We start from the raw sequence: 20,027 nt of genomic DNA, 5'->3' as shown, positions 1-20,027 counted from the left end.
CACCTGCTCGATGCGTCCGGCGTTCAGCACGACGATGCGGTGGGCCAGCGTCATCGCCTCCACCTGGTCGTGCGTCACGTAGATCATCGTGGTCTTGAGTTCCTGGTGCAGCCGCGACAGCTCCACGCGCATCTGCACGCGCAGCGCCGCATCCAGGTTCGACAGCGGCTCGTCGAACAGGAACACGCCTGGCTTGCGCACGATCGCGCGGCCGATCGCCACGCGCTGGCGTTGGCCGCCCGACAGTGCCTTCGGCTTGCGCTCCAGCAGGTGCTCGATCTGCAGCACCTGGGCCGCGCGTTGCACCGCGGTGCGCATCTCGTCCTTCGAGTACCCGGCCAGCCGCAGCCCGAACGCCATGTTCTCGGCCACCGTCATGTGCGGGTACAGCGCGTAGCTCTGGAACACCATCGCGATGCCGCGCTTGGCCGGCGGCACGTCATTCACCAGCTCGCCGCCGATGTAGAGCTCGCCCGACGTGATGTCCTCGAGGCCGGCGATGCAGCGCAACAGCGTCGACTTGCCGCAGCCCGACGGGCCCACGAACACCAGGAACTCCCCGTCGCGAACCTCAAGGTCAATGCCGTGCAGGATCACGACCTCGTCGAACGCCTTGCGCAGCGACTTCAGTTGCAGGTCGGCCATGGTGCGCTTTCGGTCAGGCGGCGAGTTCGCCGAAATACAGGCCGTGCGCCGGCAGCGTGAAGCGCCGTCCGCTGCGGGTGCCCTGCAGTGCTGCATCGAGCTGCGCCGCGACGACGGTGGTGGCAGGCGCATCGAGGTCGACGCTGACCGGCTCGCCGCCGAGGTTGAACACGCACAGCAGCGACGCGCCTTCGACGCCCGCTTCCGGCGAGCGGACGAACGCCAGCACCGGCTCCGGCGCATCGACGAAGCGGATGTCGCCGCTGACCATCGCCGGCTGTTGCCGGCGCCAGGCCAGCAGCCGGCGCATGAAGTGCAGCGGCGATGCGGCATCGCGCTCGTTGACGTCGACCGCGCGCGCCGCATGCTCAGTCGGCACCGGCAGCCACGGCTGCACCGCGCGGCCCTGGCTGAAGCCGGCGTGCGGCTGCGAGTGCACCCACGGCATCGGCGTGCGGCAGCCGTCGCGGCCCTTGAACTCCGGCCAGAACGCGAGGCCGTACGGGTCCTGCACCTGCTCGAACGGGATCTCCGCCTCGGTCAGCCCGAGTTCGTCGCCCTGCCACCAGCAGACGCTGCCGCGCAGGCTCATCAGCATCGCGGTCACGACCTTCGCGTAGGCGAGTTCGGCACCGGGGCCGCCCCAGCGTGTCAGCACGCGCGGCACGTCGTGGTTGCCGAACGACCAGCTGGCCCAGCCGTCGTGCATCTGCGCCTCGAGGTCCTCGACCTGCTGGCGGATGTAGGCGGCGCTGCGCTCGGCGGTCAGCAGGTTGAAGCTGTAGGCCATGTGCAGCTTGTCGCCGCCGCGGGTGTAGTCGGCCATGGTCTTCAGCGAATCGTCGTCGCCGATCTCGCCGAGGCTGGCCGCGCCGTGCGCGTCGAGCAGCCGCCGCACGCGTTGCAGGAACGCGAGGTTCTCCGGCTGCGTCTTGTCGTGCAGGTGGCGCTGCATGCCATACGGGTTGCTCTCGCCGACCGAGCGGGTGTCGCGCGATTCGGCCGGTGGGTTGTCGCGCAGCAGCCGGTCGTGGAAGTGGAAGATGCAGGCGTCGAAGCGGAAGCCGTCGACGCCGCGCTCCAGCCAGAAGCGGATGTCGGCCAGCAGCTGGTCCTGCACCTCGGTGCAGTGGAAGTTCAGGTCGGGCTGGCTCGCGAGGAAGTTGTGCAGGTAGTACTGGCGCCGGCGCGAATCCCACTGCCAGGCCGAGCCGCCGAACACGCTGAGCCAGTTGTTCGGCGGCGTGCCGTCGGGCCGCGGGTCGGCCCACACGTACCAATCGGCCTTCGGGTTGCGTCGGCTCGCGCGGCTCTCGCGGAACCAGTCGTGCTGGTCCGAGGTGTGCGACAGCACCTGGTCGATCATCAGCTTCAGGCCGAGCTCGTGGGTGCGTGCGATCAGGCGGTCGAAATCGGCCAGCGTGCCGAACAGCGGGTCGACGTCGCGGTAGTCGGCGATGTCGTAGCCGAAGTCCTTCATCGGCGAGCGGAAGAACGGCGAGACCCAGATCGCGTCGACGCCGAGGCTCGCGATGTACGGCAGCCGGTCGACGATGCCGGCGATGTCGCCGATGCCGTCGCCGTTGTGGTCGGCGAAGCTGCGCGGGTAGACCTGGTAGATCACGGCGCCCCGCCACCAAGCGGCGGGATCGGCCGCCGGCCGGTGGGCGGAACGTGAGGGTGCGGCGGGTGCGTAGCGCGGTGCAGTGGCGAGGTCGGTCATGCGGATCGGGTTCAGAACGGCCGCATGAGCGTTGTAGTTTGACTACAAATACGATGCTTCTGCAGGTTGGGCGCCACTTTATGCGGGCAACTGAATCGAGAAAGAGAGGGTTTACCCGCAATTCCGGAGCGGCAAAACCCTCACAGCTGGGGTAGCCGGAGCCGACGGGTGGTGGCATCCACCCATTGATCCGCGAACCGCATGAGGATGTACAGCGCCAGGATCGAACCGAGCATTCCGTAGAAGGCCGTTCCACGCTGGCTCCTTGCCTCTTCGAAAGGCCGCGGGGCGCCGACACCGTACCCGCGGTCTGGATCGAAGAGATGGCGCATCACTGCATCCAGGACACCGTCCGCGAGGAGAAGAGAGGTCATGACCCAGAACATCGAACGGGCAAGATAGCCACAAGCATTCCGCCGCTCGTAGCGCACCTCGCCGAGCGTCAACCGCTGGTTCAGTTCGCCTGCCTTGCCCTCGTGGTCGAAGCCGTGCTCCCTTGCCAATCGCTGCAGGGAGTCCAGCGCGAAAGCGGCTGCGTCGTCGTTTCCCTCGTCGATCCACCGACCGACCAGCGTCAAATGCTCGGAAACCAGCTGCCGTCCGATCTCCATCAGCTTGCCGTGAAACGCGTGATGCTGGGGCGAACGTTCAGAACGTGTCTTCGAGCCCGGACCCCATTCCCGCAACAGCAATGCATCGGACTCTTGAAGCTCGATCGCGGAAAGCTGCAAACGCCAGAAGTGCATGAAGGCATCGAGATCCGGCTGACTTGGTGAATCCCGGCGCCCTCGGCCTGTTGCGAACCTTTTGCAGTGGCGGGTGCTTCGGGCGAGCATCGCAGATTGGCGCAACTTCTTCTTGCGGACGCCCATCACCCCGCGCAAGCGCCAGAGTTCGCGCAGCGAGCCGTTGCCAACGAGCGTCGACGCAATCTCCTTCGCCAACTCGCCGGGCAATCCACGCCAAAGTTTTGACTTGCTCAACAACGCGAGTGCAGCAATGCGCATTGCGCCTGCGGGGACGATCAACCGTCGGTAGGGAAAGACTCTCGACACCTCCAACAAGGCCACGGGCACGCTTCTCGCGTCGAAGTCAATCTTGACGGAGTGGCGGTCGATGGCGGCGCACAGCCGGGCTACCGACCTCTCGGAAGCCTGGATACCAGGCCGAACGCTGATGCTCGCGAGCACGTGGTGGGTTTCGATCCAGCTGCCGAGCCGCTTGCAGAACGCGTCGCCAAAGGGCACGTCGGCCTGCAGACCCATGCCTGCCAGACGAGGCAGAGCGGAACCCAGCGCCTCCAGCACGGACGTGAGCACTCCAGAGGAGTCCGCGCTGAGCTGCAGCATCGTCAGCGTGCGGTTGCCCTGCAGGCTCCGGCCGAATTTCTTCGCCTCGTCTGAAGTCAGGTCTGGCACCGCAAGCCAGAGCGAAGCCAGCGTCGAGCGAGCGATGCCCGCACCCAACTCACGCAACCCTGCTCCACTGCGCGCCTTGATCCCAAAGGCCTGCAGGCGATGCATCTCCGATAGCCCATCGGCAATCGTGCCCAGAGCATCGTTCGACATCTCGCAGTTGCGCAGTACCAGGCCCGTCAAACCCTGACATTCGCGCAAGGCAATCACCAGCACTCGCGCCGCGTCATCACTGATCGGTGCGCGGCAGAACTCGACATGGACCAAGGAGGGACAGGCCATCAACAGATCGGCGACGTGTGCTGCGCCATCTCGAATGCCGGTCAGGCGATCCGCCCCGTGTTTGTTGAGCAACGCCGCAAGCAGGTCCGGCCTTCCTGCTTTCAGGCACTCGTTCATCAGCCATGCCTTTGACTGCCCGGACCTGTTCCATGACTGATCCAATTCCAGGACGCTGCTGCGCAGAGCCATGGGGATGTTGCTTGCCCCGATCTTGGCCAGCACCTCCCGTATCGTCAGTTCCTGCGTTGACGGCGTCATGCGTCGCGCGCCCGCCGTGCCGCCTCTGCGGTGGGTGACTTCGTCCATCGACCTCTCCTGAAAGCGACTGGACAGACTGAGTAACGGCGCCTCGGATTGCGTTCCACCCGTTGCGGTGCACGAGCACCAGCAGGCTACGTGTCGCGAACGATCAACTCCAGCGGCAGCAGCACCGAATCCTCCCCATCGAGCACGATGCGCACCGCCGTCTCACCCTTCACGACCGCGTTCTGGCGGATCGTCGTCAGCCCGGCCGCGCGCGCCGCCGCGATGTCGTCGAAGCCGACCGCGGCCACGAGCGTCGTGCCCGGCCAGTCGACGATCACGCTGCGCGCCGCCAGCGCCATGCGGTCGCTCATCGCGACCAGCGCGATGCGGCGGTACGGCGCCAACCGCTCGCGCATCGCCTGCGCGGCCTCCACCGCCGCCGCCTCGGGCTCGCTGTCGTCGACCGGCGCCCAGAACACCCGCCGTTCGTCGAAGCCCTGCGCACGCACCGCCTGCGCGTAGCCGCTCAGCCGCTCCGACGTGACGAACGGGCTGCGCGCCGGATCGGGCGCGAGCGCCCTCGCCCGCTCGGCATCGTCGAGCGGGAACGTGATCACCAGCACCGCATCGGGCCGCGCCGCCAGCGCATGGCCCATCGCGAGCGCCGCGCCCTGGCGATCGTCCAGGCACACCGACGGCGTGCCCGGCACCTGCGTGTCGACCAGCACGATCGGCTTGTGCGCCGCCTGCACCTGCGGCACCACCTCGGGGCCGATCTCGGCATGCACGATCAGCGCATCGGCGGTGGTCTGGAACGCGGCCTGCAGCAGCAGCTGGCGGCCGAGCTTCGGGATCAGCTGCAGGCTCAGCCCGCGCAGGTCGAGCTGGCGCGTGACGCCGCGCAGGAAGTCGAGGCTCAGCTCGTCGCCGAACGCATAGCGCAGGTCGTGGTGGAACACCACCGCCACCTCGCGCAGCTCGCGCCGGCGCAGCGCGCGGGCCATCATGTCGGGGCCGTAGTAGCCGAGCTCGCGCGAGCGCGTGAGAATCGATTCGCGCAGGTCCTTCGACAATTGCTCCGGCCGGTTGAACGCGTTCGAGACCGTCGTGCGGCTCACGCCCAGGCTCGCGGCCACATCGGCCAGCGTGAGTCGCGAACGTTCGGGAACAGGTTTCGACATCGGATCGGAGAAGAGGCAGCGGCTGACAGGGCGCGTTGACTATAGCGTTGCACCCGGCAGAATCCGCCCCGCCATGACGACCTTGCCGCCCAACGACACCAGCACCGACATCGAAGAGCTGCGACGCCAGCGCCAGCTCGACTGGGTCGCCTCCGGCCGCGACCTCGTCGTCGGCGATGCGGCCGATTGCCCGCTGCCCCCCGACGAGCTGATGCACCTCGACGCCCGCCACCCCGCGGTGCGCGAGCTGCACGACAGCGGCCTCACCGCCGAGGTGTTCCGCGTGCACGCCCGCGGCCACGACTGGGCCGTCAAGCGCGCGCGCAGCATCTGCAAGGTGCAGGGCGTCGACGGCCAGACCTCGTTCCTCAACGAGGTGCAGCGCCGCTCGGAGATGACCGCGCTGCAACGCCCCGGCCTGAGCCCGACTGTCTACGCGTCGCTGAAGCAAGGCCTGATCGTCTCGCCATGGATCGCCGGCAGCCGCGTGAACGACTGGGACGAAACCGGCCTGCGCCAGCTGTTCGACACCGGCCTCGCGCTGCTGCGCGCCGGCTTCTTCGAATGGGATTTCTGCCCCGGCAACGTGCTGCGCGACGACCGGCAGGTCTGGCTGTTCGACTACGGCTACCTGTATCGCTTCGACCCGCTGCGGCACTTCAACAGCGCCGGCACCGGCCTCAGCGCGCCGCAGCACCACCTGGCCGAGCGCATCGAATCTCGCCATGTGTTCGGCTGGCTGCTGCGGCTGGAGAGCGAGCTGGGTGCAGATGCCGCGTTGCGCGCCTTCCGCATCGAGAAGTTGATCGCGCTGGAGGCGTACGAGCGCCTGCGCAGCACGCTGGCCGCCGACGGCGCCACGCCCACCGTGCTGCAGTGGCTGGACGGCCTCTGCGCCGGCTGGCGCACGGCGCTCGCCGGATCGCTGTCCGACCTGTACCTGCGCGAAGGCTGGCGCTCACATGCCACCGACCTCGACGACGACCTGAAGGGCCAGACCTGCACGCCGACGACGCTGCAGCGCGCCGACTGGCTGCTGGCCGCGCTGCGCCTGCGCCACCCGGCGCTGGCGGCGCAACGCGTGTGGCCGGCCGCGGAGGCGGCGCTCGACCGGCCCGCGCTGATCGCGCTGTACGAGCGCCGTCGGCAGCAGGCGGTCGCCTTCCAGCTGCCCGGAGCCTGATCCGCGGCTCGCATTTACCTCAGGCGACCTCGGCATGCATCGCCGGCGCGAATGGCCTCTGCCTGAAAAGGCCTCCTGACAGCCCCCGACAGCCGGGGTCTGCCGGTCCTACGATGCCGACCTTTCCGGACAATTTCCGGATCAGTTCAGCCAGATCTCCAAGGACCGCCCCATGCTTCTCGAACCGACCACCCTCCGCACGCTGACGCTGCGCAACCGCGTCGTGATGTCGCCGATGACGCGCAACCGCGCGATCGAGGCCAACACGCCGAACGCGCTGATGGCCGACTACTACGCCCAGCGCGCCGGCGCCGGGCTGATCATCACCGAAGGCACCTCGCCGTCGCCGAACGGCCTCGGCTACATCCGCATGCCGGCCCTGTACAACGCCGCCCACGCGACCGGCTGGAAGCTGGTGACCGATGCGGTGCACGCCAAGGGCGGCAAGATCGCGATCCAGCTGATGCACACCGGCCGGGTCTCGAGCACCATCAACATGCCGGCCGGCGCCGAGGTGCTCGGCCCGACCGCCACCGTGTTGCCCGGCGAGATCCACACCGACGCGAAAGGCATGCAGCCGCACACCGCGCCACGCGCGATGACGCAGGCCGACATCGACCACGCGGTCGCCGAGTTCGCGGCCTCGGCCCAGCTCGCGATCGAGGCCGGCTTCGACGCCGTCGAGCTGCACGGCGCGAACGGCTACCTGATCGAGCAGTTCCTGAACGGCAATGTCAACCAGCGCACCGACGGCTATGGCGGCAGCGCGGCCGGCCGCAACCGCTTCGCACTCGAAGTGGTGCGCGCCGTGGTCGCCCGCATCGGCGCCGGCAAGGTCGGCATCCGCGTGTCGCCGCACGGCGTCTACAACGCGACCGGCCCGTTCGACGGCGTCGACGAGCAGTACGTCGCGTTCGTGAAGGAACTGTCGGCGCTCGGCCTGCTGTACGTGCATGAGCTCGACCACTCGGCGATGGGCGCGCCCCCGATCCCGGCCGCCACCAAGGCCGCGCTGCGCGAGGCCTTCAAGGGCCCGTTCATCCTGGCCGGCGGCTTCGACCGCGCGAGCGGCGAGAAGGTGCTGCAGGCCGGCCAGTCCGACCTGGTTGCCTTCGGCCGCCCGTTCATCTCGAACCCGGACCTGGTCGAGCGCATGAAGAAGGACGCGGCGCTGACCGCACCGGACTTCTCGACCTTCTACACACCGGGCACCAAGGGCTACACCGACTACGCGGTGCTGGCGAGCTGAGCCCGGGTCAGAGCTTCGGACCGCGCGGCAACCCCGCCGCGTCGTAGCTCTGGCGGTGCGAGAACCAGGACCAGCCCCAGGCCCCCAGCGCCAGCAGGACGGCGGCCAGGGTCCAGGGCCAGTGCTCGACCAGCGCGTCGGTCGCTGTCGCGATGAGGCCTGGGCCGTCAGACGACGGCTGCGGCGGTGGATCGCGCATCAGCGGCTCGTCGCGCGTGTCGGGCACCACCGGCGGCGCGACCGCGGGGGCCATCGCCACCGGGCTGGCCGCGGGCTCCGGCGGCTTCGGCGCCGCCGGCTTCACGGGTTCCGGCAGCTTCGCGGCCACCGGTTTCGCCGGCTCGGGCCGGGACGCCGCCGCGGCCGGCGCGGACGCACGCGCCGCCACCCGCGGGGCCGTTGCCACGGCACTGGCCGCGCTCGCCGGGCTCGCTGCGCTTGGCGTGCTCGCTGCGCTGTCCACAGTCGCCGCCTGCGGCGTCAGCCCGCGCCGGTAGTGAAGGATCTTGAAGGCACCGCCGTCGCAGGTGCCGACCACCTTGGCGCCCGGCGGCACCGGCGTCGAGGCCGCCGCGATGACGAGCGTGCCGAGCGCCTCGGGCGGGATGCGCGTGGCGACCGTGTCCTTGAACTGGTCGCAGGCCGGTGACTGCGCCAGCGCCGGCGCCGCCGCCCCCCCGAGGGTGGCGCCCAGCAGCCATGGCGCCAGACGGCGCCTGAAAGATGAAAACGTCAATGCGTGTGCCTCATGAGTGGTTCGACTGCTCTTCCCAGTGAGCGCAATGGCGACGGAGGTTACGCCATGTCCGGCGCATCGTGAATCCGGGCTTCACAGGCATCATGTGAAGATGTCACGCATCGCGATCGTCAGCGCCATGGCGCAGGAGCTGCACGGCTTGCAGCACGGGTTGTCCGGGGCCCGCTGCGTGCAGCGGGCTGGGCGCGAGTTCTGGACCGGCCGGCTCGGCGCGCACGACGCGGTGCTGGTGCTGTCGCGCATCGGCAAGGTGGCGGCCGCCACGACGGTGACGCTGCTGCTGGCCGAGTTCGGCGTCGAGCGCGTGCTGTTCACCGGCGTGGCCGGCGGCCTCGGGCCGGCGCGCGTCGGCGACATCGTGGTGGCCGACGCGCTGCTGCAGCACGACATGGATGCATCACCGCTGTTCCCGCGCCACGAGGTGCCCCTGTACGGGCTGTCGCACTTCGAGGCGGATGCGGCGCTGTCGGCCGAGGTGCGGGCGGCCGCCACGTCGGTGCTGGCCCATTTGCAACGCGCTCACCTGGATGACTTCGGCGTGCGCGATCCGCAGCTGCGGCGCGGGCTGATCCTCAGCGGCGACCGCTTCGTCAGCAGTGCGGGCGAGAGCCGGCGGTTGCAGGCGTACTTCCCGGACGCGCTGGCAGTCGAGATGGAGGGCGCCGCCGTGGCCCAGGTGTGCCATGACTTCGGCGTACCGTTCGCGGTGCTGCGCACGGTCTCCGACCGGGCCGACGATGCGGCGCACGTGGATTTCAAGCGCTTCATCGCCGAGGTCGCGAGCGGCTACACGCGGGCGATCGTGACGGCCCTGCTCGCCCAGCCGCGCCGAGCCTGACGCCTCGAAGTCATCTAGACGTCACGACGACGTCACAGGCGATTCCTAGAGTGGGCCCCGTTGTCCACCCCGGAGTTCCCATGCACGCTCGCCGCTTCGCCCCCTCGCTGGCCGCGCTGGCCCTGCTCGCCGCAGGCCTGGCCCATGCCGCCGACACCACGCTGACCGTCTACACCGCCCTCGAGGCCGACCAGATCAAGTCCTACCAGGCGCAGTTCGAGGCCGACAACCCTGGCGTCAAGATCAAGTGGGTGCGCGATTCCACCGGCATCATCACCGCCCGGCTGCTGGCCGAGAAGGCCGCGCCGCAGGCCGACGTGGTGATGGGCGTGGCCGCCAGCTCGCTGCTGGTGCTCGAGAAGGAAGGCATGCTGCAGCCCTATGCGCCCAAGGGCGTCGACAAGCTCAGCAAGGCCTACGTCGACGATGCCAAGGTGCCCAGCTGGGTCGGCATGGACGTGTGGGGCGCCGCGATCTGCTTCAACACCGTCGAGGCCGCGAAGATCGGCCTGAAGAAGCCCGAGACCTGGAAGGACCTGCTGAAGCCCGAGTACCGCGGCAAGGTCGTGATGCCCAACCCGGCCTCCAGCGGCACCGGCTACTTCGACGTGACGGCCTGGCTCAAGATGTACGGCGAGAAGGACGGCTGGGCCTACATGGACCGGCTGCACGACAACATCGCGCAGTACACCCACTCCGGCTCCAAGCCCTGCAAGCAGGCGGCGGCCGGCGAGTTCCCGATCGGCATCGCGTTCGAGTACCGCGCCGCCAAGCTGAAGGAAGAAGGCGCGCCGATCGACCTGGTGTTCCCGAAGGACGGCCTGGGCTGGGACGTCGAGGCCACCGCGGTGATGCAGGGCACGAAGAACCTCGAGGCCGCGCGCCGCCTCGCCGACTGGTCGGCCTCGAAGGGCGCCAACGAGCTGTACGAGAAGAACTTCGCGATCGTCGCCTACCCGGGCGTCGCGAAGCCCAACCCGCTGATCCCGGCCAACTACGAGCAGCTGCTGATCCAGCAGGACCTGAAGTGGTCGGCCGCGAACCGCGAGCGCATCCTGGCCGAATGGACGCGCCGCTACGACGGCAAGTCCGAACCGAAGAAGTGACCTGCGTGTGTTGACTCCCGCCGCGATCGAGGCGCTGTTCGCCCGCGAAGGCTCGTCGCTGTACGGCGGCGAGGCCATCAGCCAGGCCGAGCATGCGCTGCAGTGCGCCTGGGCCGCCGAGCAGCAGGGCGACGACGACGCGCTGGTCGTCGCCTGCCTGCTGCACGACCTCGGCCACCTGCTGAGCGCGCAGCGCGACGACGCGCTCGCCAGCGGCATCGACGACCTGCACCAGCACATGGTGCTGCCCTTCCTGCGGCCGTGGCTGCCGGCCGACGTGGTCGAGCCGATCGGGCTGCACGTGGAGGCCAAGCGCTACCTGTGCGCGATCGAGCCGGAGTATGAGGACGCGCTGTCCGACGCGTCACGCCACAGCCTCGCGCTGCAGGGCGGTGCGATGACGCCGCGCGCGGCCGCGGCGTTCAGGAGCCACCAGCAGGCGGAGCGCGCGATCCGGCTGCGCCGCCATGACGACGCGGCCAAGGTGGTCGGGCTCGCGACGCCGCCGATCACGCACTTCCTGCCGCGCGTCGCGGCGCTGCTGCGGGTTCGCGCATGAAGCCGCAGGCCTTCCATGTCGGTGCGGTACCGACGCAAGCAGTGGCCGAGCCCGGCTGGCTGCGCGTGGACGGCATCGCCAAGCGCTTCGGCCGCTTCACCGCGCTCGACCGCATCGACCTCGCGGTACGCCGCGGCGAGTTCCTCTGCCTGCTGGGCCCGTCGGGCTGCGGCAAGACGACGCTGCTGCGCATCCTCGCCGGCCTGGAGCCGCAGGACGCCGGCACGCTGTGGCTCGACGGGCGCGACATCGGCCGGCTGCCGCCGGCGGCGCGCCACTACGGCATCGTGTTCCAGTCGTACGCGCTGTTCCCGAACCTCGATGTCGCCGCCAACATCGGCTATGGCCTGCGCACCGACCGCGCCGCCCGTGCGCGCCGCGTGCAGGAGCTGCTCGACCTGGTCGGGCTGGCCGGCGTCGCGGCGCGCTACCCGGCGCAGCTGTCGGGCGGCCAGCAGCAGCGGGTCGCGCTGGCCCGCGCGCTCGCCACCTCGCCCAGCCTGCTGCTGCTCGACGAGCCGCTGTCGGCGCTCGATGCCCAGGTGCGCGAGCACCTGCGCCGCGAGCTGCGCAGCCTGCAGCGCAAGCTCGGCGTCACCACCGTGATGGTCACGCACGACCAGGAAGAAGCGCTCGCGCTGGCCGACACCATCGCGGTGATGAACCAGGGCCGCATCGAGCAGGTCGGCACGCCCGAGCAGGTGTACCGCCAGCCGGCCAGCCGCTTCGTCGCCGATTTCGTCGGCCGCGCCAACTGGCTGCCGGTGCAGCGCGACACGCAGGGTGCGTTCCAGCTCGGCGGCGTGCGCATCGCCTGCGCCGACACGATCGCGCCCGGGCTGTCGAGCGCGACGCTGTTCTGCCGGCCCGAAGACGTGCGCGTGCAGCCGCACTGGGCACCCGGCGCGAACACGCTGATGGCCAGCGTCGACCGCGTCGACTTCATGGGCGGCGTGCGGCGCGCCACGCTGTCGCTGTGTGCCGCGCGAGAAGTTGAAATCCTCGCCGACGTGAGCCCGAACGACGCCGGCTTCGATGCGCTGGTGCCGGGCCAGCGCGTGCCGGTGACGCTGCAGGCCGAGCGGCTGCGGCTGTTCGAGAACGCATCGCCGTGACCACGCTCGCCTGGAGCGGCCCGCGCCTGCAGCGCAGCGCCGACGAACATGTGGCGGCTCTGCTGGTGTGGCTGCTGGCCGGCGTGTTCGTGCTGTTCCTGGCCGGGCCGCTGGCCGCGATCCTCGTGAAGGCGGTGCAGGCGCGCGACGGCAGCTTCACCGGCCTCGCGCAGCTGCAGGCCCTGCTCGGCGAGGCGCGGCTGCGCAGCGCGCTGTCGAACAGTGTCTGGATCGCGCTCGCCACCACCGCGATCGTGCTGCCGCTGGCGCTCGCCTTCGCGTTCGCGCTGACGCGCTCGCGGCTATGGGGCCGGCCGGTGTGGCGGCTGGTCGCGCTGTCGCCGCTGCTCGCGCCGTCGCTGATGCCGGCGATCTCGCTGGTCTACCTGTTCGGCAACCAGGGGCTGCTGAAGTCGTGGCTGGGTGGCGCGTCGATCTACGGGCCGATCGGCATCGTGATGGGCGAGGTCTTCTACACCTTCCCGCACGCGCTGCTGGTGCTGGCGACCGCGCTCGCGGTGGCCGATGCGCGGCTGTACGAGGCGGCCGAATCGCTGGGCGCCGGCAAGCTGCGGCGCTTCCTGACGATCACGCTGCCGAACGCGCGCTACGGGCTCGCGTCGGCCGGCATGGTGGTGTTCACGCTGGTCGTCACCGATTTCGGCGTGCCGAAGGTGATCGGCGGCCAGACGCAGGTGCTGGCGCTCGAGGCCTACAAGCAGGTGATCGGCCAGCAGGATTTCGGCAAGGGCGCGGTGATCGGGCTGATCCTGCTGCTGCCGGCACTGCTGAGCTTCGCGGTCGAGCGGCGGCTCGCGCGCCGCCACGGCGCGGCGATGGGCGGGCGCTCGGTCGCGTACCGGCCGGGGCGCAACCGCGTGCGCGACGGCGCGCTCGGTGCCGTGTGCGCTACCGTCTCGCTGTTCCTGCTGGCGCTGCTGGGCACCGCGATCGCCGCGTCGCTGATCCAGCTGTGGCCCTACAAGCTGGTGCCGACGCTCGCGCACTTCGACTTCGACCATGTCGACGGCGGCGGCTGGGGCGCGTTCCGCAACAGCCTCGTGGTGTCGACGCTGACCGCGGCGGCCGGCACGCTGCTGGTCTTCACGACCGCGTACCTGACGCTGAAGACCCCGGCACCGCGCGCACCGGCCGCGCTGATCCGCGCGCTGGTGCTGCTGCCGATGGCGGTGCCCGGCCTGGTGCTCGGGCTCGGCTACATCTTCTTCTTCAACGCGCCGGGCAACCCGCTGCATGCGCTGTACGGCAGCCTCGCGATCCTGGTCGCGGCCGGCGTCGCCCACTTCTACACGACGGCGCACCTGACGATGGTGACCGCGCTGCGCCAGGTCGACGGCGAGATCGAAGCCGTCGCACGCAGCCTGAAGCGCGCGTGGTGGACGGCCTGCCTGCGCGTGACGCTGCCGATCAGCCTGCCCGCGCTGCTCGATGTCGCGCGCTACCTGTTCGTCTCCAGCATGACGACGGTCAGCGCGGTGGTGTTCCTCTACACGCCCGACACCACGCTCGCGTCGATCGCGGTGCTGGGCATGGACGACGCCGGCGACACGGCCGCTGCCGCCGCGATGGCCACGCTGATCGTCGTCAGCTCGCTCGCCGCCACGTTGTTGATCAACGCGCTCGCGGCCTGGCTCGGGCGGCAGTCGCAGGCGTGGCGCCAGCCCTGATCCCTTTTCTTTTCCACCCGGATGTTCCGATGCGTGAACCCTTGTTGTTGACCCCCGGCCCGCTGACCACCAGCCTGGCCACCAAGATGGCGATGCTGACCGACTGGGGCTCGTGGGACGGCCGCTTCAACGCGCTGACGGCCGACGTGTGCCGCCGGTTGCTGGCGGTGATCGATGGCGGCGACGACTTCGTCTGCGTGCCGTTGCAAGGCTCCGGCACCTTCGCCGTCGAAGCCGCGATCGGCACGCTGCTGCCGCGCGACGGCAAGCTGCTGGTGCTGGTCAACGGTGCCTACGGCCAGCGCATGGCGCGGCTGACCGCGGTGATGGGCCGCGCGGTGCAGGTGCTCGACTTCGGCGAAGCGGACGCGGTCGATCCGGCCCGTGTCGCCGGCGCACTCGCCGCGGACGCCGCCATCACCCACGTCGGCGTGATCCACTGCGAGACCAGCACCGGCATCCTGAACCCGCTGCAGGCGGTCGCCGACGTGGTCGAGCGCGCCGGCCGGCGCCTCATCATCGATGCGATGAGCGGCTTCGGCGCGCTGCCGCTGTCGGCCCGCGCTCTGCGTTTCGACGCGGTGATCGCCAGCAGCAACAAGTGCCTCGAAGGCGTGCCCGGCCTGGGCTACGTGCTGGCGCGCGAGCACGCGCTGGCGCAGGCCGAGGGCCACGCGCATTCGCTGTCGCTCGACCTGCACGACCAGTGGCGCTACCTGCAGAAGACCGGGCAATGGCGCTACACACCGCCGACCCACGTGCTCGCCGCGCTGGCCGCTGCGCTGGACCAATACGACGCCGAGGGCGGCCAGCCGGCGCGCCTCGCGCGCTACCGCGACAACTGCGACGCGCTGCTGGCCGGGCTCGCGCGGCTGGGACTGCGCAGCTTCCTGCCGGCCGCGATCCAGGCGCCGATCATCGTCACGGTGCATGCGCCCGCCGGGCCGGGCTGGAACTTCGCAGACTTCTACGAGCGCGTGAAGGCGCGCGGCGTCGTGCTGTACCCCGGCAAGCTGACGGCGGTCGAGACCTTCCGCGTCGGCTGCATCGGCGCGATCGGCCGCGCCGAGATCGGGCAGGCGGTCGACGCGATCGGCCATGCGCTCGACGAGATGGGCTTTCAACTGACCTCGCACTGACATGAACCAGGCACCGTACCGCCACACCCGCCGCTACCAGGGCCCGCTGCAGGCCGTCATCTTCGACTGGGCCGGCACGCTGGTCGACCACGGCTCGTTCGCGCCGACCCAGGTGCTGATCGACGCCTTCGCCGGCTTCGGCATCGAGATCACGCTGGCCGAGGCGCGCGTGCCGATGGGCCTTGCGAAGTGGGACCACATCCAAGCGCTGGGGCAGCAGCCCGGCGTCGCCGCGCGCTGGCAGGCGCGCTTTGGCCATTCGATGGGCCGCGACGATGTCGACGCGCTGTACGCCGCCTTCATGCCGCTGCAGGTCGAGCGCGTCGCGCAGTACTCGACGCTGATCCCCGGCGCGCTGGACGTCGTCACCGCGTTGCGCGCCCGCGGCCTGAAGCTCGGCTCGTGCTCCGGCTACCCGCGCGTCGTGATGGACCGGCTGCTGCCGCACGCCGCCGCGCAGGGGCTGAAGATGGACCACGCGGTCGCGACCGACGACCTGAAGCCGGGCGGCCGGCCCGGCCCATGGATGGCGCTGGCCAACGTGATCGAACTCGGCATCCGGGAGCTCGCCGCGTGCGTGAAGGTCGACGACACGGTGCCGGGCATCGAGGAAGGCCTGGCGGCCGGCATGTGGACGGTCGGGCTGTCGCTGTCGGGCAACGAGGCCGGCTTGACGCTGGCGGAGTTGGAGGCGACAACGCCCGAGGCGCTGCAGGCCCACCGTCTGCGGGCGGCGACGAAGCTCGCGCAATCGGGCGCGCATCACGTGATCGACAGCATCGCCGAGCTGCCGGGCGTGATCGCGCAGATCGAGGCGCAGCTCGCGCGCGGCGAGAAACCGTGACCGCCAAGCGGCTGGCGATTGTCGGCGCGGGCGTCGTGGGACTGATGCACGCCTGGGCCGCGGCGCGGCAAGGGTGGCAGGTCCGCGTCTTCGAGTGCGACGCGTGGGCAGTCGGTGCCTCGGTGCGCAACTTCGGCCTCGGCCTGGTGGTCGGCCAGCCGGCCGGCGAGATGCTCGACCTGGCGCGGCGCAGCCGGGCGCTGTGGCTTGAATTGCTGCCGGCGATCGGCACCTGGCACCGCGCCGAGGGCAGCCTGACGGTGGCCCGCAACGCCGAGGAATGGGCGCTGCTGCAGTCCTTCCACGCGCTGAAAGGCGGCGAGTACGGCACGCAATTGCGGACGGCAGCGCAACTGGCGGACCACCAGCTGAATGGCATCGGCGCGCTGTCGAGCCCGCAAGAGATCGCGTTCGAAGCCCGCGAGGCGATCCCGGCGCTGGCGCTGTGGCTCTCCGAACGGCATGGTGTCGAGTTCCACTACAGGACGCAGGTGCATGCGATCACGCTGCCGCGGATCGAGACCTCGCGCGGGCGCTTCGACGCCGACCGCGCCATCGTCTGCAGCGGATCGGACTTCCTGACGCTGTACCCGGACGCCTTCGCGCCGCTCGTGCTGCAGCGCTGCGCGTTGCAGATGCTGCGGCTCGCGAACCCGGGGCCGCGCTACGGCAGCGCGCTGCTGACCGGCCTGTCGTGCCTGCACTACCCGTCGTTCACCGGCATCCCCGGGATCGACGCGCTGCGCAGCCGGGTGCAGCGCGACACGCCCGAGCTGATCGAGCACGGCATCCACCTGATCGTGCAGCAGCTGGGTGAGGCCGGCGAGCTGGTGGTCGGCGACTCGCACCACTACAGCGGCACCGTCGAGCCGTTCCACGACGAGCGCATCGACGAGCTGCTGCTGGCCCTCGCCGGCGACCTGCTCGGGCGGCCTCTGCGCGTGCTGCAGCGCTGGCAGGGCGTGTACGCGAGCGGGCCGCGGCCGTTCGAGGTGCTGAACCCGGCGCCGCGGGTGCAGGCGGTGGCGATCACCGCCGGCGTCGGCATGAGCATTGCGCCAGCGCTGGCGGAACGGGTGATCGCGGCATGAGCGCCGTGATGCCGCTGACCCGCACCCCAGGCGTCTCGATCTGGCTGCAGATCGAGAAGGCGCTCGCCGACGACATCCTCGGCGGCCGCGTGACCGGCCGCTTGGCCAATGAGCTGGAGCTGGCCGGCCGCTTCGGCGTCAACCGCCACACCGTGCGCCAGGCCGTGAAGGCGCTGGCCGAGCGCGGGCTGGTCGAGGTGCTGCACGGCCGCGGCACCTTCGTGCGCGAAGAAGCGATCGACTACGCGCTCGGCCGCCGCAGCCGCTTCGCGCACAGCCTCGCGAAGGCGCGGCGGGTCGGCGCGAGCCGGTTGACGCACGACGCCGAGCGGGTGCCCGAGCCCGAGGTGCTGGCGCTGCTGGAGCTGCCGGCCGGCAGCCGCGTGGTGCAGGTCGATTCGCTGGACGTGGTCGACGACAAGGTGGTCGGCGTCTGCACGCAGTATTTCCCGCTGCCGCGCTTCGCCGGCATCGCGCAGGTTTACCGCGAACTCGGCAAGACGCACCTGGCGCTGGCGCGGCTGGGCGTCGAGACCTTTGAGCGGCGCCTCGGCCGCGTGACCGCGAAGCTGCCGGAAAGGGCGGTGGCGCGCCAGTTGAAGCAGCCGACGGCGACGCCGATCCTCTACGTCGAGAGCGTTTATGTCGACGCGGCGGGCCGGCCGATCGAGTACGGCATCTCCCGGTTCAACAGCGCGATGGTGCAGGTGCTCGTCGAGCCTTGAGGCCATCGGCGTGACGTATGGCACAACCGGTTGCATCCCGCCACCGGGAGAGGGGCGGTGGTAGGCTCAAATGCGTTTCCAATCGCGTCTCCCATTGCCGATCCAAACGCTTGCCCCCCGATGCCCGAAGAAAACCGAGTCCCGACCGCGAAGCCTGCGAGCGTCGTGTTCGCCCGCATCCGGGAGTTCGGCAGTTCGTCGGTGGCCGAACAGGCCACGCTGAAGGCCCGGCTGGAAGCGCGCGCCGCGGCGGCCTTGGACTCAGTTCCTGCCAGCGAGCGCGTCGTGCTCGACGCCCGCGACGGCATCGCGATCGTGATCACCGCCGATCCGCTGGTGGCCTTCGACGTCGCGCAGCGCCTCGCGCGCAAGAGCCGCAGCCGGCGCTGCGTGGTCGGCCTGAACCACGGCGCCGTCAAACTGGTGACCGACGCCCAGGGCGGCCCGGCGCTGATGGGCGACGGCCTGAGCACCGCGGCGGCCATCGCCACCTTCGCGAAGCCCGGCCGCATGCTGGCCACCCGCAGCTTCCGCGACGCGCTCGACGTGAACTCGCCGGGCGCCGCGCGCCGGCTCGAGCTGGCCGGCACCTCGATCGACGACCAGGTGCGCACGCACGAGCTGTTCGCGATCAACCCGCAGGCGAGCCTGCAGTACCAGCGCCGGCTGCTGCTGGCCGGCATCGTCGGCAGCGCGCTGCTGATCGGCGGCGGCATCGCGGTGCGTTGGGGGCTGGACGAGTGGCGCGAGGCCACCCAGGGCGCGGTGATCGTGTTCGACGTGAAGCCGCAGGCCGAGGTGTCGGTCGACGGCGAGCACAAGGGCAGCACGCCGCCGCTGGCGCAGATCGAACTCGCGAGCGGCCCGCACACGCTGGAACTGACCGCGGCCGGTTTCCCGCCGTACAGTACCGAGGTTCAGGTCGCACCGGGCGAACGCATCACCATCCAGCACCGCTTCGTCGCGACCCCGAAACCGGCCAAGGCCGGCAAGCAGGGCAAGGGTGGGTTCTGGCAGGACCTGCGCCGCCGGCTCGGAAACTGAGCCTGAGCCATGAACTCACCGGACACCGTCATCCACACGCACATCGACCCGCGCATCCCGCCGCAGCTGGGCCGCTACCGCATCCAGTCGGAGCTCGGCCGCGGTGCGATGGGCGTCGTGTACCGCGCCGATGACGAGCAGCTCGGCCGCCCGGTCGCGCTGAAGACGCTGTACATGGGCGAGGATGCCGCCGCCGAGCACGCAGTGCGCTTCCAGCAGGAAGCGCGCGCCGCCGGCGGCCTGAACCACCCGAACCTGGTGACGGTGTACGACGTGGGCCGCGACGGCGACTGGGCCTACCTCGCGATGGAGCTGCTCGAGGGGGTGGAGCTGCGCGACCGGCTCGCGAGCAGCCGGGTGTCGCTCGCGATGGCGGTCGACATCGTGCGCCAGGTGGCGCTGGGCGCCGGCGTCGCGCATGCGCGCGGCGTGGTGCACCGCGACATCAAGCCGGCCAACATCATGCTGGTGCACGGCCGGCACGCGAAGCTGATGGATTTCGGCATCGCGCGCATTCCGACGTCGGACGTGATCACGCAGACCGGCACCATCCTCGGCTCGCCCAAATACATGTCGCCGGAGCAGATCGCCGGCAACGAGATCGACCACCGGGCCGACATCTTCTCGCTCGGCGTCGTGCTGCACGAGATGCTGACCGGCACGACGCCGTTCAACGGCGCCGACGTGAACCAGCTGATGTATGCGATCGGCCATGCCGAGCCGGCGATCCCGAGCCGGCTGAACCCGGACGTGCCGGTGGTGCTCGACCTGATCGTCGCGAAGACGCTGGCCAAGCAGCCGGGCGACCGCTACCAGAGCGCCGAGGCGCTGGCCGCCGACCTGCTGGCCTGCCGCGGCAGCCTGTCGAGCGCGGCCGATGACGAAGCCGCCGACGCCGAGGCGCCGCTCGGCAGCGGCGTGTCGATGACCTCGTTCACGCCGCTCGCGCAGAGCTTCGCGACGACGCAGTCGATGACGCGCGCGTCGTTCGCGCCCGACATGACGCTGCTGTCGGTGTCGCGGCGCTTCGATTCCGAGGCCGCGCTGGCACGGCTGCGCGACGGCGACCTGCTGGTGACGCCCCCGCCGCCGCGCCAGCGCTGGCGGCGCGGGCCCTGGCTGCTGGCGGCGACGCTGGCGGCAGCCTTGTTCACCAGCCTCTCCATCGTGTTCGGCTGAGCCATACGATGTCGGCAC

The 20,027-nt window shown here is 70.3% G+C and carries 18 protein-coding genes; 13 read left to right on the top strand and 5 right to left on the bottom strand.

Annotation, left to right across the window (positions count from 1 at the left end; genetic code table 11):
• The 4 genes from BUE42_RS20320 to BUE42_RS20305 form a co-directional block, all read right to left on the bottom strand.
• Nucleotides 1-645: ABC transporter ATP-binding protein (locus BUE42_RS20320; RefSeq protein WP_143171641.1), on the bottom strand; the 645-nt coding region annotated here is incomplete at its 3' end.
• Nucleotides 646-658: 13 nt separating this feature from the next.
• Nucleotides 659-2,368 (bottom strand): alpha-glucosidase, encoded by a 1,710-nt coding sequence (locus BUE42_RS20315; RefSeq protein WP_083614322.1) that lies wholly within the window; start codon nt 2,366-2,368, stop codon nt 659-661.
• Between the two features lie 140 nt (nt 2,369-2,508).
• Nucleotides 2,509-4,371: a leucine-rich repeat domain-containing protein gene (locus tag BUE42_RS20310; protein ID WP_073467104.1), complete on the bottom strand. Its 1,863-nt coding sequence runs from the start codon at nt 4,369-4,371 to the stop codon at nt 2,509-2,511.
• An 86-nt stretch (nt 4,372-4,457) separates the two neighbouring features.
• Nucleotides 4,458-5,492, bottom strand: coding sequence for a LacI family DNA-binding transcriptional regulator (locus tag BUE42_RS20305; RefSeq protein ID WP_073467103.1), 1,035 nt, complete (start codon nt 5,490-5,492; stop codon nt 4,458-4,460).
• Between the two features lie 73 nt (nt 5,493-5,565).
• Here BUE42_RS20305 and BUE42_RS20300 point away from each other — a divergent pair, with 73 nt between their 5' ends.
• The gene (locus BUE42_RS20300; protein ID WP_073467102.1) at nt 5,566-6,675 is read left to right on the top strand and encodes a protein kinase family protein; all 1,110 of its coding nucleotides are present in this window, start codon (nt 5,566-5,568) and stop codon (nt 6,673-6,675) included.
• A 172-nt stretch (nt 6,676-6,847) separates the two neighbouring features.
• On the top strand, nt 6,848-7,924 hold the full coding sequence (locus tag BUE42_RS20295; protein ID WP_073467101.1) for an alkene reductase: 1,077 nt from the start codon (nt 6,848-6,850) through the stop codon (nt 7,922-7,924).
• Nucleotides 7,925-7,931: 7 nt separating this feature from the next.
• Here the strand turns inward: BUE42_RS20295 and BUE42_RS20290 are convergent, their stop codons facing one another.
• Entirely contained in the window at nt 7,932-8,660 is a 729-nt protein-coding gene (locus BUE42_RS20290; protein ID WP_073467100.1) for a DUF1161 domain-containing protein, read from the bottom strand.
• A 112-nt stretch (nt 8,661-8,772) separates the two neighbouring features.
• Between BUE42_RS20290 and BUE42_RS20285 the strand changes: the two genes are divergently transcribed.
• The 11 genes from BUE42_RS20285 (at nt 8,773) to BUE42_RS20235 (ending at nt 20,009) form a co-directional block, all read left to right on the top strand.
• Nucleotides 8,773-9,519 (top strand): 5'-methylthioadenosine/adenosylhomocysteine nucleosidase, encoded by a 747-nt coding sequence (locus tag BUE42_RS20285; RefSeq protein WP_073467099.1) that lies wholly within the window; start codon nt 8,773-8,775, stop codon nt 9,517-9,519.
• An 80-nt stretch (nt 9,520-9,599) separates the two neighbouring features.
• A complete protein-coding gene (locus BUE42_RS20280; RefSeq protein WP_073467098.1) occupies nt 9,600-10,625 on the top strand; it encodes a putative 2-aminoethylphosphonate ABC transporter substrate-binding protein in 1,026 nt (341 codons plus the stop codon).
• Between the two features lie 7 nt (nt 10,626-10,632).
• Nucleotides 10,633-11,184 carry a phosphonate degradation HD-domain oxygenase gene (locus tag BUE42_RS20275; RefSeq protein WP_073467097.1) on the top strand — a complete coding sequence of 184 codons (552 nt, stop codon included), beginning with the start codon at nt 10,633-10,635 and terminating at the stop codon, nt 11,182-11,184.
• On the top strand, nt 11,181-12,299 hold the full coding sequence (locus BUE42_RS20270) for a putative 2-aminoethylphosphonate ABC transporter ATP-binding protein (protein WP_073467096.1): 1,119 nt from the start codon (nt 11,181-11,183) through the stop codon (nt 12,297-12,299). The genes BUE42_RS20275 and BUE42_RS20270 overlap by 4 nt, the downstream gene beginning before the upstream one ends.
• Complete coding sequence (locus BUE42_RS20265; RefSeq protein WP_073467095.1) at nt 12,296-13,987, top strand: putative 2-aminoethylphosphonate ABC transporter permease subunit; 1,692 nt, start codon at nt 12,296-12,298, stop codon at nt 13,985-13,987. Before BUE42_RS20270 ends, BUE42_RS20265 begins: the two co-directional genes overlap by 4 nt.
• Nucleotides 13,988-14,016: 29 nt before the next feature.
• Nucleotides 14,017-15,126 carry a 2-aminoethylphosphonate--pyruvate transaminase gene (locus tag BUE42_RS20260; RefSeq protein ID WP_073467094.1) on the top strand — a complete coding sequence of 370 codons (1,110 nt, stop codon included), beginning with the start codon at nt 14,017-14,019 and terminating at the stop codon, nt 15,124-15,126.
• 1 nt (nt 15,127) lies between these two features.
• On the top strand, nt 15,128-15,970 hold the full coding sequence (gene phnX, locus BUE42_RS20255; protein ID WP_073467093.1) for a phosphonoacetaldehyde hydrolase: 843 nt from the start codon (nt 15,128-15,130) through the stop codon (nt 15,968-15,970).
• Nucleotides 15,967-17,061, top strand: coding sequence for a TIGR03364 family FAD-dependent oxidoreductase (locus BUE42_RS20250; protein WP_083614321.1), 1,095 nt, complete (start codon nt 15,967-15,969; stop codon nt 17,059-17,061). The genes phnX and BUE42_RS20250 overlap by 4 nt, the downstream gene beginning before the upstream one ends.
• Nucleotides 17,058-17,786: a phosphonate metabolism transcriptional regulator PhnF gene (gene phnF / locus BUE42_RS20245; RefSeq protein ID WP_073467092.1), complete on the top strand. Its 729-nt coding sequence runs from the start codon at nt 17,058-17,060 to the stop codon at nt 17,784-17,786. The genes BUE42_RS20250 and phnF overlap by 4 nt, the downstream gene beginning before the upstream one ends.
• 120 nt (nt 17,787-17,906) lie before the next feature.
• Nucleotides 17,907-18,830, top strand: coding sequence for a PEGA domain-containing protein (locus BUE42_RS20240; protein WP_073467091.1), 924 nt, complete (start codon nt 17,907-17,909; stop codon nt 18,828-18,830).
• A gap of 9 nt (nt 18,831-18,839) precedes the next feature.
• Nucleotides 18,840-20,009, top strand: a complete 1,170-nt coding sequence (locus tag BUE42_RS20235) for a serine/threonine-protein kinase (RefSeq protein ID WP_073467090.1) — start codon at nt 18,840-18,842, stop codon at nt 20,007-20,009.
• Nucleotides 20,010-20,027: the final 18 nt, after the last annotated feature.

Source organism: Rhizobacter sp. OV335, assembly GCF_900142965.1.
Classification (GTDB): Bacteria; Pseudomonadota; Gammaproteobacteria; order Burkholderiales; family Burkholderiaceae_C; genus Rhizobacter.
This window is presented reverse-complemented; position numbering and strand designations above follow the sequence as displayed.